The organism is Streptomyces sp. NPDC002566, assembly GCF_042889585.1.
In the GTDB taxonomy this organism is placed as follows: Bacteria; Actinomycetota; Actinomycetes; order Streptomycetales; family Streptomycetaceae; genus Streptomyces.
Map to the genome: position 1 here is coordinate 1245536 of NZ_JBIARD010000001.1, position 26485 is coordinate 1272020.

Here is a 26485-nt window from a genome sequence, read left to right on the forward strand (position 1 = left end):
GCGTCGAGGGAAGGATGGGACGTGCCGCCAGGACCGCGCGACATGCGCTCCGTGTCCTCGATGCCGCAATCCCCTACCCCCGAGGAGGTCATCAGCCATGGACGGACCGACCCTGCACAAGACCGCCGCCGACGCCGCCGAAGAACTTCCCGGGGCCCAACTGGAGCACCCCTTCGGCCCCGACTGGGAGGTCTTCAAGGTACGCGGCAAGGTGTTCATGCTGATGACCGAGGTCCCCGGCCGGCCTGTCGTGATCCTCAAGGCGGACCCCGGTGAGGCCCTCGCCCTGCAAGAAGACAACAGTCACATCACTCCCGGCTATCACATGAACAAGAAGCACTGGATCACGCTGGAGGGCGGGGAGGGCGTCGGCAAGGAACTCGTCAGGGAACTCGTCACCGACTCCTACCTGCTCGTCGTCGCCCACCTGCCCAAGGCCCAGCAGCCGGTCGACCCACGCTCCTACGGCAACGACACGCGGTCAGCCCAGTGAGCGCGGCCGGCGACCGGCTCCAGAGCACCGCCCGCCAGGCGGCCCTAGCTCTTCCCGACGTCAGCCACGGACGCCCCGCGTCTGCGCAGGTAGGCGCGGAAGGAGCGGGCCGAGTAGCCTTTGTCGGCCACGACCCGCTCCGGCCGGTTGCGGGGGCGTCCCGGCCCCGGTTGTGCGACACGGATCTTGTCGATGACCGTCTCGGCCTGAGTGCAGTCGTTGCGGGTGCCGGCCTTGACCGTGAAGGACAGCGGCCGGCCCCGCCCGTCGCAGGCCAGGTGAACTTTGCTGGTCAGCCCGCCGCGGGAGCGTCCGATGCCTCGGTCCAACGCCACGGGCACCCTCCTCCAGCGGCTCGTGAAGGCGTCATCGGCGGGGCGTGGGTACCGCCTCCGACTCCTCCGCCGCGTACAGCACCCACGCGTCGAGGAGAGTCCGCAGGGCTGCGGAGGAGGCGCCGGCCCGTTCCATGTAGTCGGTGTAGGTGGGCAGCCGTTCGGGGCCGCTTGGCCAGGCCGGGTCACGAGTGGCCAAGCGGGCGAGGTCGCCCAGCGGTGTGGGGGCCTGGTCGTGCTGGGAAGGCGTGCTTCAGCCGCCGCCATGGCGACCAGCCCGCTCCCGTGCCGGGTGCAGACTGGAGGGGACGCGCCGCACCGTGTGGGAGGCCGCTCGTGACAGGTGAACCCCACCCCGTCCAGCCGACAGTGAAGATCACCGTGGTCGATGGCCACCAGGCCGAAGTGACCCTGTCCGGAGATGTCAGCGCCCTGCTGCTGCGCGACCTGGAAGCACGCCTGGCTGATGCGCGCCTGCAGCAAGTCGAGCACTGGGTGCTGAACATGGACACAGTGACCCGGATTGAGCTGGCGTGCGCCTACGCCCTGCTGCGAGCCGTAACCGAACACCCCGGCACAGCCGCCGTCCGCGGGGCGCGGCGCACGGTACTGCGCACCTTGCGCCACGCCGGCCTGGACAAGGCAGCCGCGATCGACGCGTAGACGTGGATGCATCAGCCGCCCCACCAGGGGAATCCGCCGCTCATCTGCACGGCTCGCCCCGGGGAGCCCGTCATGACGCCGGCACCCAACAGCACCCGCGGACCCGACGGGGCGCAGGAAGGGCGGGACGAGAGCCCACAGGAAAGCGCCGACCGGATGTGGAGTGACCTGGTGCAGGAAGTCCGCATCGCTCAGGCCGGAGCGCAGATCGTGCTCGGTGTCCTGATCATTGCGGCGTTCCAGCCGGTCTTCGGTGTGACCTGGCCAGCACCTGAAGGTCCCCGCCAACTACCATGGCTACGAGGGCCGCAGCCACTCCCTCTGGTACGCCGATGCGCAGACCGAAGACCAGTACCAGTGGTTCGAGACCGCCTTCATGGAAACCGCGCTGCGCGCCACGACGAAGACCATTGAGCCCTTCGCGCTCGACCCTCACCGTGAATCACAGGCCGCCGTCAGTCCGGGGATGATGATGCACCATTCTCCTCAGTCGTCAGCCTTCGACACCGGTGGCCGAGTGGGACGCCCCGACAGGCTTGGACTCAGGTGAACCTCGTTGCCTCAGGTAGATGGCGAGGATGGCCATGGAGGCCACGGCCAGCAACTCGGACTGCCAGTTCTGCAGCGTGCGGCTCCAGAAGTCCGCCGAGGAGAGGTACCCGGCCCAGGAGAGCGGGGCCTGAAGCCCGCGCAGCTGCTGTTCGTTGTAGGCGGCGACGCCCGTGATGGACTGGGCCAGCCACGACAGCAGGAAGATGACGCCCATGACCAGGCCGAGCGAGCGGGAGTAGACCACTGCGCGCCAGTCCCTGGCCGCAGCCCAGCGCGGGGAGGCGTCCGTGGCGTGCTCGCCGACCATCTGGTCCTCGTCCGACTCGGTGCCGGCCTTGCCGAGTTCCTTGGACTCCGGCGAGCCACGTTGCAGCAGCCAGACGGTGCCGAAGATGTACAGGAAGAACTGCAGGTATTCCGACTGCCAGTTCTCGGTGACGTCGGCGGCGAAGTCCGACGTGGTCAGATATGCACCGAAGCTGATCGGCGCCATGCCGTCGCTGACGAGCTGGTTGTTGAAGTCCGCGTGACCGGCCACGGCCTGGCCCGCCAGCGAGAGCAGGAACGTGAACAGGAAGAACAGTCCGAGGCTGTTGTGGCGCAGAAAGCGTCCTACGCGATACCACCGGCGGGCTGGGTCTGCGCCCTCAACGAGTACGGATGAAGTGCTCATCGGTGCATCAGCCCCAACGCCGTGAAATAGGCCAGGCCGAGGGCTATCACCATGAGCGTGCCTACGAACAATGTCCTCATCGCCCAGTCACCCGCCCTTGATTTCGCACTGGTACGGCTGCTGGGGGCGGGGCAGACATCCCGCGGCGGTCACCTTCCAGCCGGCGGGGAAACGCGCAAGGAAGAGGGTGTCGTCCTCCAGCACCACCCGAGCCTGGTCGCCGTACACGTCCACCTGCCTTACGGCGCCCGCTGCAGGCAGGGTTTCCTCACCGATCGCCTGCTCGCATCGGCTCTTGGTCGTCTGTTCCAGTTCCTGCCTGGTTGAGGGCGCGAGAGCGGCGCAGAGATACGCGTCCTGTCCGGCGGCCAGTGCCTGCTCGAACCGGGTGACGTCGGCTGTGACCCGGTCACGTGGGCCGGACGGTGTGCCGCACGAGCTGACGGTGGCGAGAATCGCCACCGCAGCGACCGAGGTGTACCACCGTCCTGGCATCCCGCCTCCTCCGCTCCCGCCGGACGCGCCGCCCCGTCCCGGCCGCCTCGTCCCGGCCGTCACGTGTACCACGCCTACCCGATCAGGGCGCACTCATCCGCTCCCACCTGCAACCGGGAAGCGTTCGGTGGCGCGGACCCGTGGCCCGCTGGACCGTCACCCGACGTCGGAACTCCACGCCTCAGTCGACCGTCTCGCCCCTCTCCGACTACGGGCGCGGTCCCGCCGGCGCCCTCAGGGTCGTCCTCGGCGAGCGCCGCCCATGATCCGGAACCCGAATTCCGCGGCGGACCATCGGTGCCGGGCACGCGTCCGGCTTCACCCCGAACGGTCTGCTCCGGCGTAACTGGTGTGCAGGAGGCGATGCCCTACTGGTCGATTCCAGAATTGACCACCAGAGACTCGCCGGCCCTGGTCGGAGAACGGCGCAACGACCGTCGGCGATGTGGTCGAAGCCGCGGAGCTGCTGCGCGCAGCCGCAAAGCGTGCAGCCGGGGCACCGTGTTCAGCGCAGCGTGCAGGGCGCAGTCGTGCGCGGCCTGCTGATATCCGCACGCCTTAGTGAAGGTGTCTTGCCGTCGAGGTTGGGGGCAGGCGTACAGGGATGCCTTGCCCCTGTAGGGAGACCAGCATGACGACTTCCCGCGTGCCGCGGTCCTCACCCGACGGGATGCGCGACGACGCCACGAAGGCCCGCCTGGAGCAGGAGAACGCGCAGCTGCGGCAAGCCGTCAACTCGCACGCGACGGTGGACCAGGCCATCGGTGTTCTTACCGCGATCCACCGGCTTGCGCCGGCTGCCGGGTTCGAGGTGCTGCGTGAGGTGTCCCAGCGCACCAACATCAAGCTGCACCCGGTGGCCGAGTCGGTGATCGCCTGGGCGCTGGGGCAGCCGCTGCCGGAGCCGGTGGGGCGGGAGCTGGACACGGCTGTGCACCGGCGGTCACGCCGGCAGGAGGCCTCAGACGGGAACGCCGGCTGGAACCCGCGGCCGCGGATGCCGCGGGTCAGGCGGTCAGGGCCTGTTCGACGGTGGGGTGGCAGCCGATGACCTGGTCCAGGCCGACGAGCTCAAGGAGCCGCAGCACCGACGCCTGGGCACCGGCCATACGCAGCCACCCCTCAGCGTCACTCATGGACTGGTGGGCGGCGACGAAGGCATTGATGCCGCTGGAGTCCATGAACGTCACGCCGCTGAGGTCCACCACGGTCCGCGGCGTCGCGCCGTCAAAGGACAGCAGGGCCCCGCTGAGCACATCCTTGACATCGTGGTCGATCTCGCCGCGCACGGTGAGCACCCGGATGCCGTCGACGGCGCTGTGGTCGATCGCCAGGCCGGACCGGGCCGCTCCGTGGGTATCTGTCACTGTGTCCTCGGCTGCGCTCGCTGATGGGGGACTCAAGGCTCCGACACGAGGGCGCGCCGATAACCTGTCTCGATGCTACGGCGAACACGTGTGCTGCCCGTTACTCGGTCCTCACGGGACTGTGCGGCATAGTGCGGGGTACGCACGGCGTGCGAACGGGGGGAGGCAAGGTGGACCCGGCAAGAGCAGTCCCCGATGGCGAGGGCGGCGTGATGTCTGACGCCGATCCGATACAGGACACCATCGCTCTGGACGGCGACGGGTCCTGTATCGCTGAGGCACGTCACCGCGCGGTGGACTTCCTCGCCCGCGTCCAGGCTGAACACGGCCTGCCGGTGTCCGCGCGCGCCATGGACCTGACGCAGCTGGTGGTCAGCGAGCTCGTCACCAACGCGCGCAAGTACGCGCCCGGACCGGCGCTGATGGAGCTGCGCATCGTCGGGGACCTGGTGGAAGTGGTCGTGTGGGACAGCGATCCGGTCCTCCCGGTGGCCCGGGCCGCCGATGCGGGCAGGGTCGGGCAGCACGGCCTGGAGATCGTCATGGCCGTCGCCCAGAGCTACGAGGTCCGCCGGGAGCCGGTCGGCAAACGCATCACCGCCCGCATCGCCCTGCCCGACGACCCGGGCGGTGACATCGCGGGACGCCGGCCCCCAGTAGCAGCCTGGCGGGCCTGCCGTGCAGCGGCGGGCTACACGGGGCGACCACGGCCTGCTGGGACTGGGGCGGCGATGGCCCCTGACGGTCTGCCACTCGGTCGGGTGAAGACACAGCAGCGGCGGAACTCACCCAGGGACGCCGGGCGTTGCCGCACATGGACCCGATCCACGAGACACACGTGAGTGAGCCGGGCCTGCTCGTCGTCGACGTCGCGGCCACCGACGACGCCACCGCGCTCGTCTTCCAGCAGCTGCTCGCCGATCGGTGGGCAACGGCCACAGCAGAGCAGACGACGCGGGACGCCGGTCAGCCCGGCGTACGGCTGCGCTGCTACCTGGACCTGCGCCAGGAACTCACCGAGGCCGCCGTGATCGGCCCGGCCATGGAGCCGGCCACCGCCCGGCCCTGACTCATGACCGGGCGCCGCCTTCGCCGCACAGCGGCACCTCGCTGCGGATCCAATGACCGCCCGCGCCCCCCTTGCATGTTCTATGCCATGCACCATAAGTTACCGACAGGTAGCCCATCTGTTCGTGGAGGAAGGGCCACATCGTCGGGAGGTGCTGGGCAGGTGAGTCCGCGCAGGAGTGACAGCCGTGACCGGATGATCCTCAGTGCCGCCGCTCTGCTGCGGGAGTACGGGGCGAGCGCGACCAGCATCGACCGGGTGCTCGCTCACAGCGGAGCTCCTCGGGGCTCGGTGTATCACCACTTCCCCGGCGGGCGGGCGCAGCTCATCGACGAAGCGGTGGCGCTGGCGGGGGACTTCATCGCGGGGCTGATCGACGCTGCCCTCCAGGCGGATGATCCGGTGGCGGCGGTCGACGCGTTTTTCCTGCTGTGGCGTGAGCGGCTCGTGGAGAGCGGCTTCAGGGCCGGCTGCCCGATCGTGGCGGTGGCCGTGGAGACCAATGACGACGCACCCGAGCTTGCCCGTTCCGCCGCCGCGGTCTTCGCCCGCTGGCAGGAGGCTCTCGCGGCCCTCCTCCTGCGGCACGGCCTGAGTGAGGAACGCAGCCGCCGGCTCGGTGCCTTCGTCATCGCCGCGGTCGAAGGCGCGGTGATCATGTGCCGGGCCGAGCAGAGCACCGCCCCGATCGAGGCCGCCGCCGCCGAGATCCATGACCTGCTTCTCCACGCCCTGCGCGACCGCCGCGGCGCCGAATCCGGTCCCCGGCCGTAGCCCGCAGCCGCCCAGCCGCTTCATCCATGTAGCTCGAAGGAGTCACCATGCCCTCGCTCGGCCGTCACGACAACGTCTTCGTCCTGGACCTGGGAGACGGTGAGAACCGCTTCCACCCCGACTGGCTCGCCGCCGTCAGCGCCGCGCTCGACGAGGTGGAGAAGGCGGAAGGCCCTCGCGCCCTGGTCACCGCAGCCACCGGCAAGTTCTACTCCAACGGGCTCGACCTGGACTGGCTGTTCGCCCACGCCGACCAGCACCAGGACTACGTCGTCTCCGTCCACGAGCTGTTCGGGCGGATGCTGTCGCTGCCGCTCATCACTGTGGCCGCGCTGCAGGGGCACACCTTCGCCGCCGGCGCGATGTTCTCCCTCGCCCACGACTTCCGTGTCATGCGCGCCGACCGCGGCTACTGGTGCCTGCCCGAAGCGGACATCAACGTTCCCTTCACACCCGGCATGGCCGCCCTTATCCAGTCCCGGCTGGCCCCGCAGACCGCGCACGAGGCCATGCTCACCGCCCGCCGCTACGGCGGCACCGCCGCCGCAGCCACCGGCATCGTCGACCAGGCCGTCGCCGAGGACGCCGTGCGCTCCACCGCCATCGAGATCGCCCAGGCACAGGTGAACAAGGCCGGCGACACCCTCGGCACCATCAAGGCCCGCATGTACGCCCCGGCCCTGGCCACCCTGCGCGACACAACCAACCCGCTCGGCTGAGCCGACGCCTCACTCCCACCAAGCCGTGCCCCGGGCGCTTCCAGCTCACCGTCCCTCCCGGACGAGAGCGTCAAGCCGTGATCACCGACCCGCCGTACAACTCCGGCGGACGGAACAGTTCGGACCGCATCGGCCGCACCGCGCGAGCCAAGCACGTCACCAGCGACTCAGCCCACGACCTCGCCGACCTCCCCGGCGAGAACCGCGACCAGCGCTCCTACCGCGCTGCTGCATGATCTCGACGGGTTTCTGAGTGATGTGCACTCGGTCCTTGCGAGGCTGGGACGCGATGAAATGACCCGGGAGGTAGAGGTCCTGGTGGTGGAGTTCCAAGCTCGCCGAGGAAGGGCGACCTTCCGGTGACTCGCGGGTCGAGTTGGAGAACGCGGTGGTGAGAGGGGTGCGGGAGTGCGAGCGGAGCTGCCCGCGCAGACCTGACTGCCTGTCAGTGAAGTCAGCATTGGGTCAGCGTCAGTCCGATCGAAGCTGACCACGGATGGCGAAACCTGCGCATCGAGGCGGAGTGCCACAGGCGATGCGAAGGGAGTTTGCTCAGCTGATCTGAGTAAACCAGTCGGGATGCACTTCCCTTCGCCCCACCATGTGTGCGTCGCGCTGGAAACTACCAGTTCAGCGGACCCTTCCCCGCGGTTTCAGCGGCACCGAAGGAAGTTCCGGCGCAGACAGCGGATCCCCGTCGTACCCCTTCACAACCCCGAAGCGCGATCCGTTCATCCAGTCCTCCCGGGCCTGGGTGATCTCGTCCTGGGTGCGTCCGACGAAGTTCCACCACATGATCAGCTCCTCCGCGAAGGGTTCGCCGCCCAGGAGCATCAGGCTTGCGTCGGACTCTGCGCGCAGCGGCAGCTCTGTTCGGCCGCAGCCGAGGTAGAGCATCGAGCCCGGCAGGACCGGCACGCCGTCCACATGGACTTCGCCGGACATCGACAGCACGCCGTACTCGAAGTCGGGTACGAGGGGCAGGCGGACGTCGGCGCCGTGGGCGAGGGTCAGGTCGGCGCCGATGATCGGGGTGTACGCCGTGCCGGGGGAGACGGAGCCGTCGAGGTCGCCGAGGATCACCGTGGCGGTGAGGCCGGGGCCGGTGACCGTGGGCAGGTCGGCGTGGTGCTCGAAGTGGGGCTCGGTGTGCCGGTGGGCGTCGGGGAGCGCCACCCACAGCTGGGCGCCGTGCAGGAATCGCGCGTGTGCCTTCGGGCTCTCCTCGGAGTGGCTGATCCCGCGCCCCGACGTCATCAGGCCCAGCTCGCGCGGGCGGATCGTCTGGAGGCTGCCCGTGGAGTCGCGGTGCAGCACCTCGCCCTCGTGCAGCCAGCTCACCGTCTGCAGACCGATGTGCGGGTGCGGCGGGACCTGCATGCCGGGCTCGTCGGCGATGTCGTCCGGGCCGTAGTGGTCGACGAAGGCCCAGGCGCCGATCATGCGGCGGCCCAGGTTGGGCAGCAGCCGGCGTACCTCGGTCGCCTCCCCGAGCTTGACGTGCCGGGGGTTCAGCAGCTCGCGGACGGGCTCGGCGACGACGAATCCGCGGCCGCCGCACACGCTGGGTACCGGCGCGCGGTCAAGGTTGCTCATGGCGCCCAACCTAGCGCCCGCCGCGCCCGTGCGCCGCACCGCGGGCCCCGCCCGTCCCGCGTTCCGCTTCAGCGGCCGCCGAGGGTGGCCGCGAGGTCCTCGCTCGCGCGGACGATCTCCCCGTCCGGCTCGTCGAGCAGTTGGTGCAGGACCGCGCTCTGGGCGTGGACGGCGTGCCTTGCGTCGCGTTCCCATTGCACGTAGTTGTCGCGGCGGCGCAGCAGTTTCGGGTAGGCGGTGGCCGTGGTCTCCCACTGCCGGGTGACGGCGATGCTCTTCAGCAGCTGCAGTATCTCGACGCGGCAGGTGACCTGCGGGAGCCGGACGAGTTCCCACAGGAAGGGCACAGTGGCCGCCGTCGCCTGGCCTACGACGAAGCCGTACTGGCAGATGCGCTGGCGGAGTTGGCCGAGCGCGGGGCCCGCGGTGTCGGCGTCGCCGCGGGCGACGGTGGTCAGCAGGGTGGGGATGGCCGCGGCGGAACCGGTGGAGTCCTTGATCTCGGGCCACGGCACGTGTCCCAGGTCCTCGAGCGGTATGGGTCTGTTTATGGCAGTCATGTCAGTGGTGAGGGATGGGTCGGCAGCATGGCCCAGACGGTCTTGCCCACGGGGCAGCGCCGGGTCCAGCCCCAGTGCTCCGACAGGGCTTCGACGATGTGCAGTCCGCGGCCGTGTTCCAGCAACGGGTCGTCGGTGTGCGCGTACACCGGTGGGACGTCGCTCGGGTCGGTGACGGCGCACACCAGGTGGTGGGGGCGCAGGCTGAGGCGTAGCCGTGCGCCGGCGGCCGCGCCCTGCCGCTGTCCCTCGGGCTCGGGCAGGTCTGCCAGGGCGTGCAGGACGGCGTTTGCGGCGAGTTCGGTGACGACGGTGAGCGCGTCGTCCGCGCGGTGCTTCAGGGACCAGGCGTCCAGCGTGCGGTGCGTGAAGTCCCGGGCCTGGGCGAAGCCCCTCCGGCTGCCCGTGAGGTGCAGCACGGCGGTTCTGGGCGACGAGTCGCCTACTGGCTCATGGTTCCGGAACTGCGCAGGTGATGACACGGCATCTCCCTGGGGCATCTGAGGTGACGTCAGGACGGTACGGCTGCACGCGACGCTGGACGGAACGGCTGAACTGCGGTTGACGACATGGTTATTATCCACGCTGACGATGGCCTCGTGCAATTTCACGGGAAATTGCGCGCAAGTCCGAGGAGAGTGCAGTGTCGTCAGTGCCGAACGGAGTGCGGGCGAGCGAGCTGGGCGTCCGCTGGATCAAGAGCAGTCACAGCAACGCCGAGGGCAACTGTGTCGAGGTGGCGGCCCTGGAGGGGGGTGGCGTCGCGATGCGCAACTCCCGTGATCCGGAGGGTCCCGCGCTGGTCTACACGCCCGCCGAGCTGGCCGCGTTCCTGGCCGGGGCCAAGGGCGGGGAGTTCGATCACTTGCTCTGAGGGCTGACCGGGGCGCGCCTCAACCCGGTGGCGGAGCAAGGCAATTCCGTCGAGGAGTGCGGCGGGAGGTCTCGGGGTGCGATAATGAGCTTTGTCGTCTGCCGGTCCACGGGGAGTCAGGATGCCTGCCGAGTCGCCTCGCGTCTCCCGTCTTGAACCGTATCTGAACCGGGCCGAGCCCGCCCCGACCTTGCTGAAAATGCTGGTCGGTGTGCAGTTGGCGGGCATCCGGGAGGACGCCGGCTTCTCCCAGGAGCAGGCCGCGCGCAAACTCGGTTTCAGTCCGGCCAAGTTGTCACGCATCGAGGCGGGCAAGGGGCGTCGTCCGCCCGCGGAGGCCGACGTCCGCGCCCTGCTCGGCCTGTACGAGTGCGACGAGCACGAGGGTTCCGTGCTGCTGCAGTTGCTGCGGCAGGCGGGGGAGCCGGGCTGGTGGCAGCGCTACGACAAGCGGCTGATGCCCGAGTGGTTCGACCGGCTCGTCGGCCTCCAGGAGGCGGCGACGGCGATCCGGACCTTCGAAATCCAGTACGTCCCGGGCCTGTTGCAGATCCCCGCGTACACGCGCGCCGTCGTGGAGCGCGGGCTGCCGATGGCCTCCCGCCGGGAGGTCGAGCGCCGGGTGGAGCTGCGGACCCGGCGCACCGAGCTGCTGAACCGGGCGGACGCGCCGCAGGTGTGGGCGATCCTCGACGAGTCGGTGCTGCTGCGCGTCCTCGGCGGCCGTGACGTGATGCGCGAGCAGCTCGCCCATCTCGTCAGGATGGCCCGGCTGCCCCATGTGACGGTCCAGGTCGTGCCGTTGGACGTCACCCACGCCTCCGCTCCGGCCCTCCCGGTCACCTACCTCCGGTTCGGCGGCTCCGACCTGCCCGACGTGGTCTACCTCGAGCAGATCAGGAGCGCCACGTTCCTGGAGGACCGGGACGAGACGGAGGAGTACCGGGTCTCGCTGGACCGGCTGGCCGACGAGGCGCTGGACCCCCGTGACACCCTGAAGCTGCTCACGGAGACGATGGACCAGCGCTACCCCGGCTCCTGACCCGTCACGGAAGCCGGCCGACCCCGCCGAACTCAATCCACTCCTGCGTGAGTTGGCGGGGCGCCACCTCCGTGTCGGGGCGCCAGGTGGAGACCTCCACCAGTCCCGGAGGCAGGATCTCCAGGCCGTCGAACAGCGCCGCGACGTCCTTCTCCTCGCGCACCCGGCCCCAATGGCCGTGCGTGGCCTGGTCCATGAAGTTCGTGACGAAGTCCCGGACCTCCGGGTCCTCGCTCACCAGCTGACACATCACCAGGAAGCTTCCTGGCGCGAGGCGTTCGGTCACCTTGCGGACCACCGCCTGCGGGCCGTCGGTCTCGCTGTCCGGGATGCAGTGGAACACCGAGTTGAACAGCACGGCGACCGGCTGGGAGAAGTCGATCAGGCGCTCGGTGTCGGGGTGCTGGAAGATCGCCTCGGTCTCGCGCAGGTCCGCGTGGATGACGGTGGTGCGCTCGTCCTGCTCCAGCAGGGCCCGGCCGTGCACGAGCACCATCGGGTCGTTGTCGACGTAGACGACGTGCGCGGTCGGGTCGACGCGCTGCGCGACCTGGTGCACGTTGTCCTGCGTGGGCAGGCCGGAGCCGTGGTCGAGGAACTGCCGGATGCCGTGTTCCTGCGTCAGCGTGCGGACCACCCGCTGGAGGAAACGCCGGTTGTTCAGCGCGAGGGCCCGGGTGCTGGGGACGACCTTGTCGAGCTCCTCGCAGGCGGCGCGGTCCGCCGCGTAGTTGTCCTTGCCGCCCAGGTAGTGGTCGTACATGCGCGCGGCGGTGGGAACCGTGGCGTCGATCGACGTGGACAGCTGCTTGCCAGGCTGCATCTCTTCCCCCAGATCCGAGCCGTGCCGCGTACCGGCGCGGTCGACAACCCATCCTAGGGAAACGGCAATTGGCGGTGCCACCCCTTGATCGAGGGTTCCCCTGAAGGCGGGAGGACGGGTGTCGTCTCAGGATGATGTTCTGGACTGGATGTCCAGAGGTTGGATTCATGGTCTAATCGAGGCTCGTGCAAGGCAGGGCGACGCCTGCGGAGGCGGGTGGCGGCGAGGGAGGCCGGATGACGGGCGAGGAGCCGCGCACGGCGGTGCGCGAGGCGGAGCGGGACGCGATCCTGCGGGCGCTGACGCCCGTCGTCGACGGCATCGCGGCCACCTTCGGTTCCGTCTGCGAGGTCGTGCTGCACGACTACCGGCGGCCGGAGAGTTCCGTGGTCGCCGTCGCCGGGACCGTGACCGGGCGCACGGTGGGCGGCGCGATGAGCGAGATCGGCATGCGGCTCCTCGCCCGTGGCGACGACGCGGCCGACGAGCTCAACTACGTGACCCGTACCGGTTCCGGTCGCCTGGTGAAGGCGTCCACGGTGATGCTGCGCGACAGCGCGGGCGCCGTGTTCGGCTCCCTCTGCGTCAATGTGGACGTCACGGAGGTCGACCGGGCGCGGAGCCTGCTCGCCGCGCTCGCCGGGGAAGGCGCACCTCCCGCGGACGCGCCCGTGACCACCTTCGGCGACGACATCGACTCCGTCGTCGACGCCCTGCTCGACGCCCATCTGGCACGCCATGACGAGACCTGGGCCGCTCTCGACCGGGCCCGCCGCCTCGCCCTCTTCCGAGGGCTGGACGAGCGCGGGGTGTTCGCCGTGCGGCGGGCCGTGGAGCAGGTCGCCGCCCGCCTGGGCATCTCGCGGGCCTCCGCCTACAGCTACCTGTCCCAGGCCAGAGCGACCGGGCACCCCGACGGCCACGGCCCTGGCAGTGACGACCCCGACCACCGCCATCGGCCCAGCCGTGACGCCCCTGACGCCCACAGTCCCGAGGCCCAGCGTCCCGACGCGCCCGGCCGCCCCCGTCCCGACACACCCGACCACCGCCACCGTCCCGACACCCCTGAGGGAGCCACCCCGTGACGACCGCCCCCGCGCCGATCACCCTCGACGACGTCCGTGACGCGGCGGCCCGGCTCAAGGGCGTCGCGCACCGCACGCCCGTGCTCCACTCCCGGACCCTGGACGAGGCCGCCGGCGCGGAGGTGCTGCTGAAGTGCGAGAACTTCCAGCGCGTGGGCGCCTTCAAGTTCCGCGGCGCCTACAACGCGGCCTCCCGGCTCACCCCGGAGCAGCTCGCGCGCGGCATCGCCGCCTACTCCTCGGGCAACCACGCCCAGGCCGTCGCCCTGGCCGCCCGGGAGCTCGGCACCAGCGCGGTGATCGTCATGCCCGAGGACGCCCCCCGTTCCAAGCGGGCGGCCACGGAAGGCTACGGCGCCGAGATCGTGACGTACGACCGCTACGACGGTGACCGGGTGGCCATCGCCGAGGCCCTCGCCGCCGAACGCGGACTCACCCTCATCCCGCCCTACGAGCACCCCGACGTCATGGCCGGGCAGGGCACCGCTGCTCTCGAACTGCTCGAAGAAGCGGGGGAGTTGGGTGCACTGCTCGCCCCGGTCGGCGGCGGCGGGCTGATCGCGGGAAGTGCCACGGCGGCCAAGGCGCTGTACGGCGGCATCCGGATCGTCGGCGTCGAGCCGGAGGCCGGTGACGACACCAAGCGGTCGCTGGAGGCGGGCCGTCGGGTGAGTGTGCCGGTGCCGCGCACCATCGCCGACGGGCAGGCCCTGCACACCCCCGGTGAACTGACCTTCTCCGTCAACCGCAGGCTGGTCGACGCGATCGCGTTGGTCTCCGACGACGAGATCCGCGCCGCGATGCGCTTCGCCTTCGAGCGGCTGAAGATCGTCGTGGAGCCGAGCGGGGCGACGCCGCTGGCCGCGCTGCTGTCCGGCCGGATCGAGGGCCTGCCGCGCCGGGTCGGCGTGATCGTCTCCGGCGGCAACGTCGACGCGGAACGCTTCGCGCGGCTCTGCGGCGGGGCCGCCGCCTGATCACGGGTCGGGGGCCGGCCGCACCCGTCGTACGAACCGGAGTCACCCGTCGTACGAACCAAGGACTCACCCGTCGTACTGACCCAGGACTCACCCGTCGTACGAAGCAAGGGCACCAGGGCCGCCCCCGGATGGCGGGCCCCCGGACGCGGGCGGACGATGGAGGGGTGGGGACCGGCCCCCACCGGTGACGTCCAGGGCCGCCGGGGGACCGGCCCCGGCCGCGGGCGTGCGCGGCCGGAAGGGAGGAGCGTCATGCTGGAAGTGAAGGCGCTCGACAAGCCGGACGAGCGGCGCGACTTCCCACGCGGCCACCTGGAAGCCGTCCACATGACGGGGCTCGACTTCGCCGTGGCGACGTTCGAGCCCGGCTGGCGCTGGACCGAGTCCGTGGGACCGCTCGCGGGAACCGACAGCTGCCAGGTGCACCACAACGGCTTCGTCGTCCAGGGCCGTATGCACATCCGCATGGACGACGGCGGCGAGAGCGAAGTGGGCGTGGGCGACGTGTTCGTGTGCCCGCCGGGCCACGACGCCTGGGTGGTCGGCGACGAGCAGGTGATCGTGTACGACTTCGCGGGCCAGATGGCCACGGAGTACGCGAAGACCGAGGAGGGCTGACCGCAAGGCGGTGACCGCACGCCGGCACGGTGTGCGGTCGCTTTCCGCCGGGCGCCGCTCCTTCAGTCCCGCGCCCGGCGCCCCGCTAAGTGCCCTCCCCGAGGAGATCACCATGGACAGCGCGGCTTTGGACGCGATGAAGAACTCTCTGCGCGGACCCGTCATCACTCCGCGGGACGCGGAGTACGAGCGGACCCGCAGGGTGTACAACGCGATGATCGACAAGCGTCCCGCCGCGTTCGTGCGGTGCGCGGACGCGGCGGACGTGATGGCGGCGGTCGACCACATCCGCGACAGCGGCCTGCCACTCGCCGTCCGGGGCGGCGGGCACAGCGGCCCCGGGCTGTGCCTGGTCGACGACGGCGTCACCGTCGACCTGTCGCCGATGCGCTGGGTGCGCGTCGACCCCGTCGCCCGGACCGCCCAGGTGGGCGGCGGCAGCCAGCTCCGCGACCTCGACCACGCCGCGCACGGCTTCGGCCTGGCCACGCCCACCGGGATCGTGTCGATGACCGGCGTCGGCGGTCTCACCCTCGGCGGCGGCCACGGATACCTGACCCGCAAGTACGGCCTGACGATGGACAACCTGATCGCCGCCGACGTCGTCCTCGCCGACGGCAGCTTCGTCACCGCCGACGAGAGCCACCACCCCGACCTGTTCTGGGCCCTGCGCGGAGGCGGCGGGAACTTCGGCGTCGTGACCGCCTTCACCTACCGTCTGCACCCCGTGGACACCGTCGGCGCCGGCATCACCGTCTGGCCCGTCGACCAGACCCGCGAAGTGCTCGGCTGGTACCGGGACTTCCTCCCGCAGGCCCCCGAGGACGTCTACGGCTTCTTCGCCCTGCTCGCGATCCCGCCGGCCCCGCCGTTCCCCGAGGATCTCCAGGGGCACAAGATGTGCGCGGTGGTGTGGTGCCACACCGGCGACCCGGAGCGCACCGGGGACGTCCTCGCCGTGGTGGACGAACCCGCCCGGCCCGCCTTCCACTTCACCGCGCCGATGCCGTACCCCGCGCTGCAGAGCATGTTCGACGAGCTGATCCCCAGCGGCTACCAGTGGTACTGGCGCGGCGACTTCTTCGACCGGATCCCCGACGCGGCCGTGGACGTGCACCTCAAGTACGGCGAGAACCTGCCCACGCCGCTCTCCCTGATGCACCTGTACCCGGTCGACGCCGCCGCCCACCGGGTGGCCCCGGAGGACACCGCGTGGGGCTACCGGGACGCCGTCTGGTCCGGCGTCTTCGCCGGAGTCGACCCCGACCCGGCCAACGCCGAGGTCCTGCGGCAGTGGTGCGTGGACTACTGGGAGGAGACCCACCCGTACTCGATGGGCGGTTCGTACGTGAACTTCATGGGGCAGGACGAACGGCAGGACCGCGTCCGCGCCACCTACCGGGACCACTACGACCGGCTCGCGCAGGTCAAGCGGACCTACGACCCGGACAACCTCTTCCACGCCAACCAGAACATCGAACCCGCCCCGGCCTGAGGGCGGTTCCGGCAGACAGGCACCGGGACGCCGGACGCCGGACGCCGGACGCCGGACCGGGGCGCGGGGCGCTGTCAGTGCCTCCCGGTACCGTCCGATCATGGGCGTATACCTGGTGAGCATCGACGGGCGTGAGTGGTTCGGCGAGGAGGAGGGCGGGCACGCGGCCGTCGCCTCCGCCCTGAACGAGGAACTGCGGCGGCGCGGTCTGCCGGCCTACGACAGCGTCGGCGGGCCGGGGGCCGGATCCCCGGCCGCCCCCGGCTGGTTCGAGGAGAAGGTCTTCCCGCCGATGGACGGTTTCGTGGCCTGGTGCCGGGAGCACCTCGGCGAGGCCGAGCGGGAGGCGCTGTACGGCTGGACCGTCCTCGTGCCGCCCTCCCTGGAGGAACGCGTCGAACTGCCCTTCGGCTCGGGGTACTGGGAGGAGACGGTGATCGCGGGCGCCCCGCAGGTCCTCGCAGCCGCGGAACGGCTGGCCACGGCCGTCGGCCTGCCGCTGGACCTGGTACCGGCGACGGGCGGCAACCTCGAACTGACCTTCTGGTTCTTCGAGGGCGGGGCCGCCGGGGCCGCCGAGTCCCGGCCCGGATCGTGGAGCGAGGACCTGGACGCGGCCTTCTACGCGGCGGTCTACCTGCGCGCCGCCCAGTACTCCCTGCGGCACGGCTGCCCGATGGTGTACTCCTGACGGGGGGAGTGGCGCCCGGGCCGGTGTGACCGGGCCGGGCGCGGGCACCCGGGGCTCCATGGACGAGCAGGCGGGCATCCACGTTCACGAGGGTTCGTACTGGCTGCACACCGTGCCCCCCGGCACGCCGGCGCCCCCGCCCGAGGGGCCGCTCACCGTCGACGTGGCCGTGGTCGGCGGCGGTGTCGCGGGCCTGTGCACGGCGTGGGAGCTGGCCCGGCGGGGCCGCTCGGTGGCGGTGCTGGAGGCGCACCGGATCGCGGCCGGCGTCACCGGCCACACCACGGCCAAGCTGAGCGCCCAGCACACCCTCGTCTACGACCGTCTGCGCCGCACCCGCGGTCCGCAGGGCGCCCGGCTGTACGCCCGTTCCCAGATGGACGCCGTCCGGCATGCCGCGGCCACCGCCGAGGAACTGGGCGTCGACTGTGACTGGGAGGACACGGCCGCCTACACCTACGTCGAGGACCCCGGCCGCACGGACGAGCTGAAGGCCGAGGCGGAGGCCGCCCGGGAGGCGGGGCTGCCCGCCGAGTACGTCACCGAGACGGACCTGCCGTTCCCCGTCGCCGGCGCGGTCCGGGTGGAGGGCCAGGCCCAGTTCCACCCCCGCAAGTACCTCATGGCGCTCGCCGACGACATCCGGCGGCTCGGCGGCGTGATCCACGAGAACACCCGGGTCACCGGCCTGGACGAGGGCCGACCCTGCGAACTGACCGTGCGTACCCCGACGGCGACGACGAAGGTCACCGCCCACAGCGTCGTCGTCGCCACCCACTACCCCGTCTTCGACCGGGCCCTGCTGTTCACCCGGCTCTCGCCGCGCCGCGAACTGGTGCTCGCCGCACCGGTGGACGCCGACCGCGCCCCGCTCGGCATGTACATCACCCAGGAGCTGAACACCCGCTCGGTGCGCACGGCGCCCCTGGGCGGCGGCCGCCGGCTGCTCCTCGTCACCGGCGAGCACTTCACGCCCGGCACGGGCGGCGACGTCGAGGAGCGCTTCGCGCGGCTCGCCGCCTGGGCGGCCGACCGCTTCGGAGACCTCGACTTCACCCACCGCTGGGCCACCCAGGACAACGACTCCACCGACTCCGTCCCCCTCGTCGGCCCGCTCCACCCCGGCAGCAGGAACACCTATGTGGCCACCGGCTTCGGCGGCTGGGGCCTGAGCACCGGGATCATGGCCGGCCGGCTGCTGAGCGAGCGGATCACCGGCCGGGACTGCGCGTGGAGCGACCTGTACGACCCCCGCCGGATCGCCTCCGTCGTCCGCGAGGGCGCGACATTCCTCAAGCACCAGGCCGACGTGGCACGGCACTTCGTGGGCGACCGGCTGCCCTCCACGAGCGGCGCCGCCGTGGACGAGATCGCCCCGGGCGACGGCGCGGTCGTCCGGGTCGCGGGGGAGCGGTGTGCCGTCCACCGTGACGAGGCCGGGCAACTGCACGCCGTGTCGGCGCGCTGCACCCACCTGGGGTGCCTGGTGTCGTTCAACCGCGCGGAGAAGGTCTGGGAGTGCCCCTGCCATGGCTCCCGCTTCGACACCGAGGGCCGGGTCGTCCAAGGACCGGCCCAAGAGCCTTTGGAGCGACGCGAGTTGTGACCGCCCGGGCCGATCCGCGACATCACGGTCAGCCGACGAGGATCACCTCCAGGGCGCGCGGCCCGTGCACCCCCTCCACGCGGTCCAGTTCGATGTCGCTGGTCGCCGAAGGGCCGGAGATCCATGTCAACGGCCGGGCCGGATCGAGCCGTTCGAGGGCCTGCGGCACGGAGGACACGACCTGGTCGGGCACGCGGACGACGAGGACGTGGTGGTCCGGGACGAGGGTGATCCGGCGGCGCCCCTGGTCGGGGGAGCCGTCCAGCACGATCGTGCCGGTCTCGGCGACGGCCACCGCGCACCCCGTCACCACGCTGTCGACCAGGTCCAGCTCGTGCGGTGTGCTGCCGGGCAGGTCCGGGACCCGCTCGACGTCCGCCGCCGCGAGCCACTCGGGCCGAAGTCCCGGCGGGACCAGCACCGTTCGCGCCCCGCGCGCCGCCAGCACGCCGGCGACGGTCGCCGCCAGGTCGCCGGCAGCGCAGCGGTGCACGACCGCCCGGTAGTCGGCGAGGTTCTCGGCCAGCAGATCCACCGTCTCCGAGGCGCTCAGAGCGCCGTGCTCGCGCGCGTAGTCACGCGTCACCGCCCTCTCGTACGGCTCCTCGTCCGGCCGTACGTCCGCCAGCGCGCGCCGCACCCGGCCCAGGATCCGTTCCCTGCTGCTCACTCGGGGCCCTCCTCGCTGCCACGGGTCCGCTGCCACCAGTCGCGGAACGGTTCGGCGGGCACCGCCGGCAGCTCCCGCGAGGCGCTCCACGCCCTGCCGGGGCCGGGCAGGGCACGCGGATGGAATCGGCGCGTACGGGACGCCAGCCGCTGCCCGGCGCGCAGTGCCCCGGGGCGGGCGAACGCCCAGCGGGCCGCCCGCATCGCCGCACGTTCACCGGCGTGGCCCTTGGCGGGCTTCAGCACGACCTTGTTGCCGTCCCGGGTCGCCGGACCGCCCTCGACGACCCGTTCCCGCAGGTGCACCAGCACCTCGGGGATGTCGATGGCGACCGGGCACACCTCGTAGCAGGCCCCGCACAGCGACGACGCGTACGGCAGCGAGGCGTCGATCTCGGAGCGCGTGCCCCGCAGTTGCGGGCTCAGGATGGCGCCGATCGGGCCCGGGTACACCGACCCGTAGGCGTGCCCGCCGGCCCGCTCGTACACCGGGCACACGTTCAGGCAGGCCGAGCAGCGGATGCAGCGCAGCGCCTGCCGGCCCACCTCGTCGGCGAGGGTGTCGGTGCGGCCGTTGTCCAGCAGCACCAGATGGAAGACGCGCGGGCCGTCGCCGTCGGTCGTGCCCGTCCACATGGACGTGTACGGGTTCATGCGCTCGGCGGTGGAGGAGCGGGGGAGGGTCTGCAGGAAGACCTCCAGGTCCCGCCAGGTCGGCACCACCTTCTCGATGCCGACGACGGAGATCAGCGTCTCGGGCAGGGTGAGGCACATCCGCCCGTTGCCCTCCGACTCCACGACGACCAGCGTGCCGGTCTCGGCGACCATGAAGTTGGCCCCGGAGATGCCCACCTTGGCCCGCAGGAACTTCTCCCGCAGGTGCAGCCGGGCCGCCTCGGCGAGTTCTGCGGGGGTGTCGGTGAGTCCCTCGGGGGCGGGCCGGCCCCACTCGCCCATCTCCGCGCGGAAGACGTCCCGGATCTCACCGCGGTTGCGGTGGATCGCCGGCACGAGGATGTGCGAGGGCCTGTCCTTGCCCAACTGCACGATCAGTTCGGCGAGATCGGTCTCGTAGGCGCGGATGCCCTCGGTCTGAAGCGCCTCGTTCAGCCCGATCTCCTGCGTGGCCATGGACTTGACCTTGACGACCTCCGACTCGCCCGTCTCCTTGACGAGTTCGGCGACGATCCGGTTGGCCTCCTCGGCGTCCGCCGCCCAGTGGACGGTGCCGCCCGCCGCCGTGACGGCCTCCTCCAACTGCACCAGGTAGTCGTCCAGATGGCGCAGCGTGTGGTCCTTGATGCGCTTGCCGGCCTCGCGCAGCTCCGCCCAGTCGGACACCTCCGCCACGGCCTTCGCCCGCTTGGCGCGGATGGTGTGGGTGGCGTGCCGGAGGTTGCCGCGCAGGGTGCGGTCGCCGACGGCTTCCCGCGCCGCCTCCGGGAACGCGGGCATTCCCACGAACGTTCCGCTCACAGCGCCGGGTCCTCCTCCGTGCTCGCCAGGATCTCCGCGATGTGCACCGGCCGCATGCCCGACCGCAGCCGCGCCATCGTGCCGCCGAGGTGCATCAGACACGAGTTGTCGGCCGCGCACAGCACCTCCGCGCCCGTCGCCTGCGCGTTGCGCACCTTGTCCGCGCCCATTGCCGCCGAGACGTCCGGGTTCTTCACCGCGAAGGTGCCGCCGAACCCGCAGCACTCCTCCGCGCCCGGCAGCTCCACCAGCTCCAGTCCCTTCACCGCCCGCAGCAGCCGCAGCGGGCGCTCGCCCAGCCCGAGGCCGCGCAGCCCGTGACAGGTCGGGTGGTAGGTCACCGTGTGCGGGTAGTACGCCCCGACGTCCGTCACCCCGAGCACGTCCACGAGGAACTCGGTCAGCTCGTACGTCTTGGGCACCACCGGCGCCAGCGTCGCCGCGAGAGCGCCCCCGCGGCCCTCCGCCCTGGCCCGCTCGCCCATCCGCGGGTACAGCTCCCGCACCATCGCCCCGCACGACCCCGAGGGCGTCACGATCGCCTCGTACCCGCCGAAGACATCGGAGAAGTGCCGGGCGAGCGGCTCGGCCTCGTGACGGTAGCCGGTGTTGTAGTGGGCCTGGCCGCAGCACGTCTGCGCCATCGGGAAGTCGACCTCGACGCCCAGTCCGGTCAGCAGTTTCACCACGGCACGGCCGGTGTCCGGATACAGCGTGTCGTTGACACAGGTCAGGAACAGTGCGACACGCATCGCGGCTCCTCGGGTCTGTCATCGGATGAGTGCAGCGTAATCGGGCAGGTCCTCTCGCAGGGAGCCCTGCCCCGCCCCGTCACGTGTCGAGCCGGGCCTGCGCCTCGCGCCAGCGGCCGGTGCCGCCCTGCGGCTCGTAGCGGGTCAGGGGCTGGGTGCGGGCGAGCAGCCGCCGCATGGCGTGGCGGTCGCCCACCAGGCCGTGCGCCCGCGCCTGGACCAGCACGTTGCCGAGCGCGGCGGCCTCCGCCGGACCGGCCACCAGGGGCAGCCCGCAGGCGTCGGCGGTCAGTTGACACAGCAGCGCGTTGCGGGTGCCCCCGCCCACGATGTGCACGACGTCCACCGGGTGGCCGGCCAGCTCCCGCGCCTCCTCGACGGCCCGCCGGTGGGCCAGTGCGAGCGAGTCCAGGATGCACCGGGTGATCTCGCCCGGCGTCCCCGGCACCGGCTGCCCCGACGCCCGGCACGCCTCGGCGATCCGCTCCGGCATCCGCCCCGGGGCCAGGAACGCCGCGTCCCCCGCGTCGATCACCGACCGCAGCGCCGGCGCCCCGGCCGCCTCCCGCAGCAGCACGCCCAGATCCGGGTCGCCCCAGGCCCGTACGCACTCCTGGAGCAGCCACAGGCCCATGATGTTGCGCAGGTAGCGGACCGTGCCGTCCAGGCCCAGCTCGTTGGTGAAGTTGGCGGCCCGGCTCTCCTCGCCGAACACCGGCGCGTCCAGCTCCAGCCCGGCCAGCGACCAGGTGCCGGTGCAGATGTACGCGAACCGCTCGCCCGTCGCCGGCACGGCGGCCACCGCGGACGCGGTGTCGTGCGAGCCGACGGCCGTCACCGGCACGGGCCCGGTGAGACCCGTCTCCTCCAGCACCTGAGCCCGCAGCAGCCCGGCCGCATCCCCCGGCCGGCGCAGCGGCGCGAACAGGCTCAGGTCGATGCCCAGCCGGGCGGCCACGTCGTACGCCCAGTCCCCGGTCCGGGGGTCGATCAGCTGGGTGGTGGAGGCGTTGGTCAGCTCGGTGCCCTGCTCGCCGGTCAGCCAGTACGTCAGCAGATCGGGAATGAGCAACAACCGCTCCGCGTACGCGAGTTGCCGTGTGTCACGCGCCGCGGCCAACTGGTACAGCGTGTTGAACGGCGCGTACTGCACCCCCGTCGCCGCGTACAGCTCCGCCGCCGGGACGGTGGCCCACACCTTCTCCGCGACGCCCTCCGTGCGCGCGTCGCGGTAGTGCACCGGGTTGCCGAGCAGCGCCCCGTCGGCGTCCAGCAGGCCGTGGTCGACGGCCCAGCCGTCCACGCCGACGGAGTCGAGCCGCCCGCCGCAGCGGACGCCCGCCGCCCGCAGCCCGTCCAGGACGCCCGCGTACAGTGCCAGCACGTCCCAGCGCAGCCCCTCCGGAACCCGCACCGGCCGGTTGGCGAACCGGTGCGCCTCGGTCAGCTCCAGAGAGTCGGGGCTCACCCGGCCGACCATCACACGTCCGCTGGACGCGCCGAGGTCGACCGCGGCGTACGAGCGCACGGCGGTCACCGGAGGAAGGCGGCCGCGACGCCGGCGTCGACCGGGACGTGCAACCCGGTGGTGTGCGTCAACTCGCCGCCGGTCAGCGCGAACACGGCGTTGGCCACGTGCTCCGGCAGCACCTCCCGCTTGAGGATGGTGCGTTGGGCGTAGAACTCGCCGAGCTTGTCCTCCTCCACCCCGTACACGGCCGCCCGCTGCGCGCCCCAGCCGCCGGCGAAGATGCCCGAACCGCGCACCACACCGTCCGGGTTGACCCCGTTCACGCGGATGCCGTGCTCGCCCAACTCGGCTGCCAGCAGGCGTACTTGGTGCGCCTGGTCGGCCTTGGTCGCGGAGTAGGCGATGTTGTTGGGCCCCGCGAACACGGCGTTCTTCGAGGCGATGTAGACGATGTCCCCGCCGAGCTCCTGAGCGATCATCACCCGGGCCGCCTCACGGGACACGAGGAACGAGCCGCGCGCCATGATGTCGTGCTGGAGGTCCCAGTCCTTCGCCGAGGTCTCCAGCAGCGGCTTGGAGACGGAGATCCCCGCGTTGTTGACGACGAGGTCCACCCCGCCGAAGGCGAGCGCCGCCGCCTTGAAGGCCTGGGCGATCTGCTCCTCGGAGGTGACGTCGACGGTCACGGCGACGGCCTTGTCGGCCCCGCCGAGCTCCTCGGCGACGGCGGCCGCGTTCCGTGCGTTCAGGTCGGCGACGACGACACACGCCCCCTCGGCCACCAGCCGGCGCGCGATCGCCTTCCCGATCCCGCTGCCCGCACCGGTCACCAGAGCCACCCGCGTGGCCAGCGCCTTCGGCTTCGGCATCCGCTGGAGCTTGGCCTCCTCCAGCGCCCAGTACTCGATGCGGAACTTCTCCGACTCCTCGATCGGCGCGTAAGTCGACACCGCCTCCGCGCCCCGCATCACATTGATCGCGTTGACGTAGAACTCGCCGGCGACCCGCGCGGTCTGCTTGTCCTTGCCGAAGGAGAACATGCCCACGCCGGGCACCAGCACGATCGCCGGATCGGCGCCGCGCATCGCGGGGGAGTCCGGCAGAGCATGCGCCTTGTAGTAGGCGGCGTACTCCTCCCGGTACCGGGCGTGCAGCTCCTTCAGCCGCGCCACCGCCTCCTCCACGGGCACGTCCGGCGCCAGGTCCAGCACCAGCGGGCGCACCTTGGTGCGCAGGAAGTGGTCGGGGCAGGAGGTGCCGAGCGCGGCGAGCCGGGGATGCTCGACCCGCGCCAGGAAGTCCAGGATCACCTCGGAATCGTCGAAGTGCCCGACCTGCGGCCTGTCCTTCGACGCGATCGCCCGGACGTACGGCGCGAGCGCGGCCGCCCGCTCCCGGCGCTCGGCCTCGGGCAGCGCCCCGTACCCGTCGATCACGGGCCCGAACGGCTCCGGCCTCCCCTTCTCCGCCAGGAAGGCCTCCGCGGTGCGGATGATGTGCAGCGAGTTGCGCTCGCACTCCTCGGCGGTGTCACCCCAGGCGGTGATCCCGTGCCCGCCCAGCACGCAGCCGACGGCCCGCGGGTTCGCCTCCTTGATCGCGGCGATGTCCAGCCCCAGCTGGAACCCGGGCCTGCGCCAGGGCACCCAGGCGACCGTGTCCCCGAAGCACTCCGCGGTCAGCTTCTCCCCGTCGGCGGCGCAGGCGAGCGCGATGCCGGAGTCCGGGTGCAGATGATCCACGTGCGCGGCGTCGACGAGCCCGTGCATCGCGGTGTCGATCGAGGGCGCGGCCCCGCCCCTGCCGTGCAGGCAGTAGTCGAACGCGGCGACCATCTCGTCCTCGCGCTCCACACCGGGATAGACGTCGACCAGGGCCCGCATCCGGTCCAGCCGCAGCACGGCGAGCCCGGCCTCGGTGAGCGTCCCGAGGTCCCCGCCGGACCCCTTGACCCACATCAGCTCCACATCACCCCCGGTGACGGGATCGGTGTCGGTTCCCTTGGCGGACGCGTTGCCGCCGGCGTAGTTGGTGTTGCGGGCGTCGGCGCCGAGCCGGTGGGACCGGGCAAGAAGAGCAGCAGCTTCGGGATGGGTGTTCATCGACATGCGGTCCTTAGTTGAGAAGGGGAGTTTCCTTAGGGGCGCGGGGAACTGCGCGACCAGCCACAACGGGCCCGCACCCCGCAACGAGACAGAACCAGGCAGCCGCTCACGCCCCCCACCCCGCCTGCTCCCCGCCAACCCGCTCAGCAACAACCTTCTCGGCCCACCCCGACCGCCGATACGCAGCAAGGGGCTCGGGGTCCAACCCCATCTCCTCCCGCACATCACGAAGCAGCGGCCGTACATCCGTGTTATATGCATCCATCAACACGGCGTTCGCGTCCAGGACATCCCCCGCAGCCTGCGCAGCAGCAAGCGCCGGCCGGTCGACCAGCAGCGCCTTCGCCGTGGCCTCCTGCACGTTCATCACGGAACGGATGATCGCCGGGATCTTCGCCTCGATGTTGTGGCACTGGTCGAGCATGAAGGCCACCTCGGAGGTGAACCCGCCCCCGCGCACCACCTCGTACATGATCCGGAACAGCTGGAACGGGTCGGCCGCGCCCACCATGAGGTCATCGTCGGCGTAGAAGCGGGAGTTGAAGTCGAAACCGCCGAGCCTGCCCTCCCGCAGCAGCGTGGCGACGATGAACTCGATGTTGGTTCCCGGCGCGTGATGCCCGGTGTCGACGACGACCTGCGCCTTCGGGCCGAGCTTCAGGCAGTGCGCGTAGGCCGTGCCCCAGTCCGGCACGTCGGTCGTGTAGAAGGCCGGTTCGAAGAACTTGTACTCCAGCAGCATGCGCTGCCCGTCCCCGAGCCGGGCGTACACCTCGGCGAGCCCTTCCGCCAGCCGGTCCTGCCGCCCCCGTACGTCGTCCTGGCCGGGGTAGTTGGTGCCGTCGGCGAACCACAGCTTCAGGTCGGTGGAGCCGGTCGCGTCCATGATGTCGACGCACTCCAGGAGATGGTCGACGGCCTTGCGCCGCACCCTGGCGTCCGGATGGCAGATGCTCCCCAACCTGTAGTCGTCGTCCTGGAAGGTGTTGGAGTTGATCGCCCCGAGCCCCACGCCCCGGTCCTCGGCGTGTTTCGCGAGTGCGGAGTAGTCCTCCACCTTGTCCCAGGGGATGTGCAGGGCCACCGTCGGCGCCACGCCGGTGAACTCGTGCACCTTCGCCGCGTCGTCCAGCTTCTCCTGCGGTGTGCGCGGCACGCCCTGCTGGGCGAACACCTTGAAGCGGGTCCCGGAGTTCCCGTACGCCCATGACGGCGTCTCGACGGCCTGGGTCTTCAGCGCGGCTCTCACCGCGGCGAGGTCGGTCACTTCGGGCTCCTGTGACGTCGGGTTCTGTCGGAAGACACGTCCTGAACGCTTCCGCGGAGGCGCCCCTGAGGTCTTCAGCGGAAGCGACCGTATGAAACGATTCAGAAGGGGAAGTTATGAGGCCGCCGGGGGAGTGTCAACCCCTCCGGTCAGGGGTGTCTTCCGGGACTCCCGCGTGATCCCCGGGTATCGAAAACTTTTCGAGGTCGACCCATTGACGTGACATGGCCGCCGT

At 71.2% G+C, this 26485-nt stretch carries 29 protein-coding genes and 4 pseudogenes; 17 read left to right on the forward strand and 16 right to left on the reverse strand.

Annotation, left to right across the window (positions count from 1 at the left end; genetic code table 11):
• Positions 1-97 precede the first annotated feature (97 nt).
• Positions 98-493 carry an MmcQ/YjbR family DNA-binding protein gene (locus ACFYXA_RS05435; protein ID WP_389028334.1) on the forward strand — a complete coding sequence of 132 codons (396 nt, stop codon included), beginning with the start codon at positions 98-100 and terminating at the stop codon, positions 491-493.
• Positions 494-555: 62 nt separating this feature from the next.
• On the opposite strand, the pseudogene ACFYXA_RS05440 reads toward ACFYXA_RS05435, so the two are convergent.
• Positions 556-810 (reverse strand): annotated as a pseudogene (locus tag ACFYXA_RS05440) (transposase); the annotation flags it as partial.
• 49 nt (positions 811-859) lie between these two features.
• Positions 860-1027 (reverse strand): hypothetical protein, encoded by a 168-nt coding sequence (locus ACFYXA_RS05445; protein ID WP_352247507.1) that lies wholly within the window; start codon positions 1025-1027, stop codon positions 860-862.
• A gap of 137 nt (positions 1028-1164) precedes the next feature.
• Here ACFYXA_RS05445 and ACFYXA_RS05450 point away from each other — a divergent pair, with 137 nt between their 5' ends.
• Both ACFYXA_RS05450 and ACFYXA_RS05455 read left to right on the forward strand, forming a co-directional pair.
• Positions 1165-1491, forward strand: a complete 327-nt coding sequence (locus tag ACFYXA_RS05450) for an STAS domain-containing protein (RefSeq protein WP_389028336.1) — start codon at positions 1165-1167, stop codon at positions 1489-1491.
• Positions 1492-1563: 72 nt separating this feature from the next.
• Complete coding sequence (locus ACFYXA_RS05455) at positions 1564-1905, forward strand: DUF6328 family protein (RefSeq protein ID WP_389028338.1); 342 nt, start codon at positions 1564-1566, stop codon at positions 1903-1905.
• A gap of 79 nt (positions 1906-1984) precedes the next feature.
• Here the strand turns inward: ACFYXA_RS05455 and ACFYXA_RS05460 are convergent, their stop codons facing one another.
• Together ACFYXA_RS05460 and ACFYXA_RS05465 are read right to left on the reverse strand one after the other, a co-directional pair.
• Positions 1985-2716: a DUF6766 family protein gene (locus tag ACFYXA_RS05460; RefSeq protein ID WP_389028340.1), complete on the reverse strand. Its 732-nt coding sequence runs from the start codon at positions 2714-2716 to the stop codon at positions 1985-1987.
• Positions 2717-2803: 87 nt separating this feature from the next.
• Positions 2804-3211 carry a hypothetical protein gene (locus ACFYXA_RS05465; RefSeq protein WP_352247503.1) on the reverse strand — a complete coding sequence of 136 codons (408 nt, stop codon included), beginning with the start codon at positions 3209-3211 and terminating at the stop codon, positions 2804-2806.
• A 631-nt stretch (positions 3212-3842) separates the two neighbouring features.
• On the opposite strand from ACFYXA_RS05465, the gene ACFYXA_RS05470 reads away from it, so the two are divergent.
• Positions 3843-4262 carry an ANTAR domain-containing protein gene (locus ACFYXA_RS05470; protein ID WP_352247502.1) on the forward strand — a complete coding sequence of 140 codons (420 nt, stop codon included), beginning with the start codon at positions 3843-3845 and terminating at the stop codon, positions 4260-4262.
• Here the strand turns inward: ACFYXA_RS05470 and ACFYXA_RS05475 are convergent.
• Positions 4219-4578, reverse strand: a complete 360-nt coding sequence (locus tag ACFYXA_RS05475; RefSeq protein WP_389028343.1) for an STAS domain-containing protein — start codon at positions 4576-4578, stop codon at positions 4219-4221. The two genes, ACFYXA_RS05470 and ACFYXA_RS05475, sit on opposite strands and share 44 nt — an antisense overlap.
• Before the next feature lie 212 nt (positions 4579-4790).
• Here ACFYXA_RS05475 and ACFYXA_RS05480 point away from each other — a divergent pair.
• The 5 genes and pseudogenes from ACFYXA_RS05480 to ACFYXA_RS05500 all read left to right on the forward strand — a co-directional run.
• Positions 4791-5231, forward strand: a pseudogene (locus ACFYXA_RS05480) (ATP-binding protein); the annotation flags it as partial.
• Positions 5232-5416: 185 nt separating this feature from the next.
• Positions 5417-5647 carry a DUF6207 family protein gene (locus ACFYXA_RS05485; RefSeq protein WP_389028345.1) on the forward strand — a complete coding sequence of 77 codons (231 nt, stop codon included), beginning with the start codon at positions 5417-5419 and terminating at the stop codon, positions 5645-5647.
• Between the two features lie 195 nt (positions 5648-5842).
• Positions 5843-6421, forward strand: coding sequence for a TetR/AcrR family transcriptional regulator (locus tag ACFYXA_RS05490; protein ID WP_389028347.1), 579 nt, complete (start codon positions 5843-5845; stop codon positions 6419-6421).
• A 47-nt stretch (positions 6422-6468) separates the two neighbouring features.
• Entirely contained in the window at positions 6469-7140 is a 672-nt protein-coding gene (locus tag ACFYXA_RS05495) for an enoyl-CoA hydratase-related protein (protein ID WP_389028349.1), read from the forward strand.
• 51 nt (positions 7141-7191) lie between these two features.
• Positions 7192-7367: pseudogene (locus tag ACFYXA_RS05500) on the forward strand (site-specific DNA-methyltransferase); the annotation flags it as partial.
• Here ACFYXA_RS05500 and ACFYXA_RS05505 read toward each other — a convergent pair.
• From ACFYXA_RS05505 to ACFYXA_RS05520, 4 genes and pseudogenes are all read right to left on the reverse strand, one after another.
• Positions 7366-7458 (reverse strand): annotated as a pseudogene (locus tag ACFYXA_RS05505) (site-specific DNA-methyltransferase); the annotation flags it as partial. The pseudogenes ACFYXA_RS05500 and ACFYXA_RS05505 overlap by 2 nt on opposite strands.
• Before the next feature lie 312 nt (positions 7459-7770).
• A complete protein-coding gene (locus ACFYXA_RS05510; protein WP_389028351.1) occupies positions 7771-8736 on the reverse strand; it encodes a pirin family protein in 966 nt (321 codons plus the stop codon).
• A gap of 68 nt (positions 8737-8804) precedes the next feature.
• On the reverse strand, positions 8805-9251 hold the full coding sequence (locus ACFYXA_RS05515; RefSeq protein WP_389028353.1) for a hypothetical protein: 447 nt from the start codon (positions 9249-9251) through the stop codon (positions 8805-8807).
• Between the two features lie 41 nt (positions 9252-9292).
• Positions 9293-9715 (reverse strand): ATP-binding protein, encoded by a 423-nt coding sequence (locus ACFYXA_RS05520; RefSeq protein WP_389028355.1) that lies wholly within the window; start codon positions 9713-9715, stop codon positions 9293-9295.
• A 224-nt stretch (positions 9716-9939) separates the two neighbouring features.
• Here ACFYXA_RS05520 and ACFYXA_RS05525 point away from each other — a divergent pair, with 224 nt between their 5' ends.
• Positions 9940-10170 carry a DUF397 domain-containing protein gene (locus tag ACFYXA_RS05525; protein ID WP_351098483.1) on the forward strand — a complete coding sequence of 77 codons (231 nt, stop codon included), beginning with the start codon at positions 9940-9942 and terminating at the stop codon, positions 10168-10170.
• A gap of 121 nt (positions 10171-10291) precedes the next feature.
• Positions 10292-11212 carry a helix-turn-helix transcriptional regulator gene (locus ACFYXA_RS05530; protein WP_352247493.1) on the forward strand — a complete coding sequence of 307 codons (921 nt, stop codon included), beginning with the start codon at positions 10292-10294 and terminating at the stop codon, positions 11210-11212.
• A 4-nt stretch (positions 11213-11216) separates the two neighbouring features.
• On the opposite strand, the gene ACFYXA_RS05535 is transcribed toward ACFYXA_RS05530, so the two are convergent.
• Complete coding sequence (locus ACFYXA_RS05535) at positions 11217-12035, reverse strand: SAM-dependent methyltransferase (RefSeq protein ID WP_352247492.1); 819 nt, start codon at positions 12033-12035, stop codon at positions 11217-11219.
• Positions 12036-12271: 236 nt separating this feature from the next.
• Here ACFYXA_RS05535 and ACFYXA_RS05540 point away from each other — a divergent pair, with 236 nt between their 5' ends.
• The 6 genes from ACFYXA_RS05540 to ACFYXA_RS05565 all read left to right on the forward strand — a co-directional run bounded on the left by ACFYXA_RS05540 (position 12272) and on the right by ACFYXA_RS05565 (position 18510).
• Positions 12272-13120, forward strand: coding sequence for a transcriptional regulator (locus tag ACFYXA_RS05540; protein WP_389028358.1), 849 nt, complete (start codon positions 12272-12274; stop codon positions 13118-13120).
• The gene (locus ACFYXA_RS05545; RefSeq protein ID WP_389028360.1) at positions 13117-14097 is read left to right on the forward strand and encodes a threo-3-hydroxy-L-aspartate ammonia-lyase; all 981 of its coding nucleotides are present in this window, start codon (positions 13117-13119) and stop codon (positions 14095-14097) included. Before ACFYXA_RS05540 ends, ACFYXA_RS05545 begins: the two co-directional genes overlap by 4 nt.
• A gap of 255 nt (positions 14098-14352) precedes the next feature.
• Entirely contained in the window at positions 14353-14718 is a 366-nt protein-coding gene (locus tag ACFYXA_RS05550; RefSeq protein ID WP_352247490.1) for a cupin domain-containing protein, read from the forward strand.
• A gap of 112 nt (positions 14719-14830) precedes the next feature.
• Positions 14831-16213 (forward strand): FAD-binding oxidoreductase, encoded by a 1383-nt coding sequence (locus ACFYXA_RS05555; RefSeq protein WP_389028363.1) that lies wholly within the window; start codon positions 14831-14833, stop codon positions 16211-16213.
• A 100-nt stretch (positions 16214-16313) separates the two neighbouring features.
• Positions 16314-16904 (forward strand): hypothetical protein, encoded by a 591-nt coding sequence (locus tag ACFYXA_RS05560; RefSeq protein ID WP_352247488.1) that lies wholly within the window; start codon positions 16314-16316, stop codon positions 16902-16904.
• A 58-nt stretch (positions 16905-16962) separates the two neighbouring features.
• Entirely contained in the window at positions 16963-18510 is a 1548-nt protein-coding gene (locus tag ACFYXA_RS05565; RefSeq protein WP_352247487.1) for an FAD-dependent oxidoreductase, read from the forward strand.
• Positions 18511-18538: 28 nt separating this feature from the next.
• Here ACFYXA_RS05565 and ACFYXA_RS05570 read toward each other — a convergent pair whose 3' ends face one another.
• The 6 genes from ACFYXA_RS05570 to rhaI all read right to left on the reverse strand — a co-directional run bounded on the left by ACFYXA_RS05570 (position 18539) and on the right by rhaI (position 26250).
• Positions 18539-19180 (reverse strand): LUD domain-containing protein, encoded by a 642-nt coding sequence (locus tag ACFYXA_RS05570; protein ID WP_352247486.1) that lies wholly within the window; start codon positions 19178-19180, stop codon positions 18539-18541.
• Positions 19177-20655 (reverse strand): LutB/LldF family L-lactate oxidation iron-sulfur protein, encoded by a 1479-nt coding sequence (locus tag ACFYXA_RS05575; protein ID WP_389028366.1) that lies wholly within the window; start codon positions 20653-20655, stop codon positions 19177-19179. Before ACFYXA_RS05575 ends, ACFYXA_RS05570 begins: the two co-directional genes overlap by 4 nt.
• Positions 20652-21407 (reverse strand): (Fe-S)-binding protein, encoded by a 756-nt coding sequence (locus ACFYXA_RS05580; protein ID WP_351339404.1) that lies wholly within the window; start codon positions 21405-21407, stop codon positions 20652-20654. The genes ACFYXA_RS05575 and ACFYXA_RS05580 overlap by 4 nt, the downstream gene beginning before the upstream one ends.
• Positions 21408-21486: 79 nt before the next feature.
• Positions 21487-22935, reverse strand: coding sequence for a rhamnulokinase family protein (locus ACFYXA_RS05585; protein WP_389029077.1), 1449 nt, complete (start codon positions 22933-22935; stop codon positions 21487-21489).
• 5 nt (positions 22936-22940) lie between these two features.
• The gene (locus ACFYXA_RS05590; protein ID WP_389028368.1) at positions 22941-24980 is read right to left on the reverse strand and encodes a bifunctional aldolase/short-chain dehydrogenase; all 2040 of its coding nucleotides are present in this window, start codon (positions 24978-24980) and stop codon (positions 22941-22943) included.
• Between the two features lie 109 nt (positions 24981-25089).
• The gene (gene rhaI / locus ACFYXA_RS05595) at positions 25090-26250 is read right to left on the reverse strand and encodes an L-rhamnose isomerase (RefSeq protein WP_389028370.1); all 1161 of its coding nucleotides are present in this window, start codon (positions 26248-26250) and stop codon (positions 25090-25092) included.
• Positions 26251-26485: the final 235 nt, after the last annotated feature.

Excerpts from the sequence above, each read along its gene's own strand:
- ACFYXA_RS05435 (WP_389028334.1), top strand. The coding sequence starts at position 98 with ATGGACGGACCGACCCTGCACAAGACCGCCGCCGACGCCGCCGAAGAA.
- ACFYXA_RS05455 (WP_389028338.1), top strand. The coding sequence starts at position 1,564 with ATGACGCCGGCACCCAACAGCACCCGCGGACCCGACGGGGCGCAGGAA.
- ACFYXA_RS05460 (WP_389028340.1), bottom strand. The coding sequence starts at position 2,716 with ATGAGCACTTCATCCGTACTCGTTGAGGGCGCAGACCCAGCCCGCCGG.
- ACFYXA_RS05465 (WP_352247503.1), bottom strand. The coding sequence starts at position 3,211 with ATGCCAGGACGGTGGTACACCTCGGTCGCTGCGGTGGCGATTCTCGCC.
- ACFYXA_RS05470 (WP_352247502.1), top strand. The coding sequence starts at position 3,843 with ATGACGACTTCCCGCGTGCCGCGGTCCTCACCCGACGGGATGCGCGAC.
- ACFYXA_RS05490 (WP_389028347.1), top strand. The coding sequence starts at position 5,843 with ATGATCCTCAGTGCCGCCGCTCTGCTGCGGGAGTACGGGGCGAGCGCG.
- ACFYXA_RS05495 (WP_389028349.1), top strand. The coding sequence starts at position 6,469 with ATGCCCTCGCTCGGCCGTCACGACAACGTCTTCGTCCTGGACCTGGGA.
- ACFYXA_RS05510 (WP_389028351.1), bottom strand. The coding sequence starts at position 8,736 with ATGAGCAACCTTGACCGCGCGCCGGTACCCAGCGTGTGCGGCGGCCGC.
- ACFYXA_RS05530 (WP_352247493.1), top strand. The coding sequence starts at position 10,292 with ATGCCTGCCGAGTCGCCTCGCGTCTCCCGTCTTGAACCGTATCTGAAC.
- ACFYXA_RS05535 (WP_352247492.1), bottom strand. The coding sequence starts at position 12,035 with ATGCAGCCTGGCAAGCAGCTGTCCACGTCGATCGACGCCACGGTTCCC.
- ACFYXA_RS05540 (WP_389028358.1), top strand. The coding sequence starts at position 12,272 with ATGACGGGCGAGGAGCCGCGCACGGCGGTGCGCGAGGCGGAGCGGGAC.
- ACFYXA_RS05550 (WP_352247490.1), top strand. The coding sequence starts at position 14,353 with ATGCTGGAAGTGAAGGCGCTCGACAAGCCGGACGAGCGGCGCGACTTC.
- ACFYXA_RS05555 (WP_389028363.1), top strand. The coding sequence starts at position 14,831 with ATGGACAGCGCGGCTTTGGACGCGATGAAGAACTCTCTGCGCGGACCC.
- ACFYXA_RS05560 (WP_352247488.1), top strand. The coding sequence starts at position 16,314 with ATGGGCGTATACCTGGTGAGCATCGACGGGCGTGAGTGGTTCGGCGAG.
- ACFYXA_RS05565 (WP_352247487.1), top strand. The coding sequence starts at position 16,963 with ATGGACGAGCAGGCGGGCATCCACGTTCACGAGGGTTCGTACTGGCTG.
- ACFYXA_RS05580 (WP_351339404.1), bottom strand. The coding sequence starts at position 21,407 with ATGCGTGTCGCACTGTTCCTGACCTGTGTCAACGACACGCTGTATCCG.
- ACFYXA_RS05590 (WP_389028368.1), bottom strand. The coding sequence starts at position 24,980 with ATGAACACCCATCCCGAAGCTGCTGCTCTTCTTGCCCGGTCCCACCGG.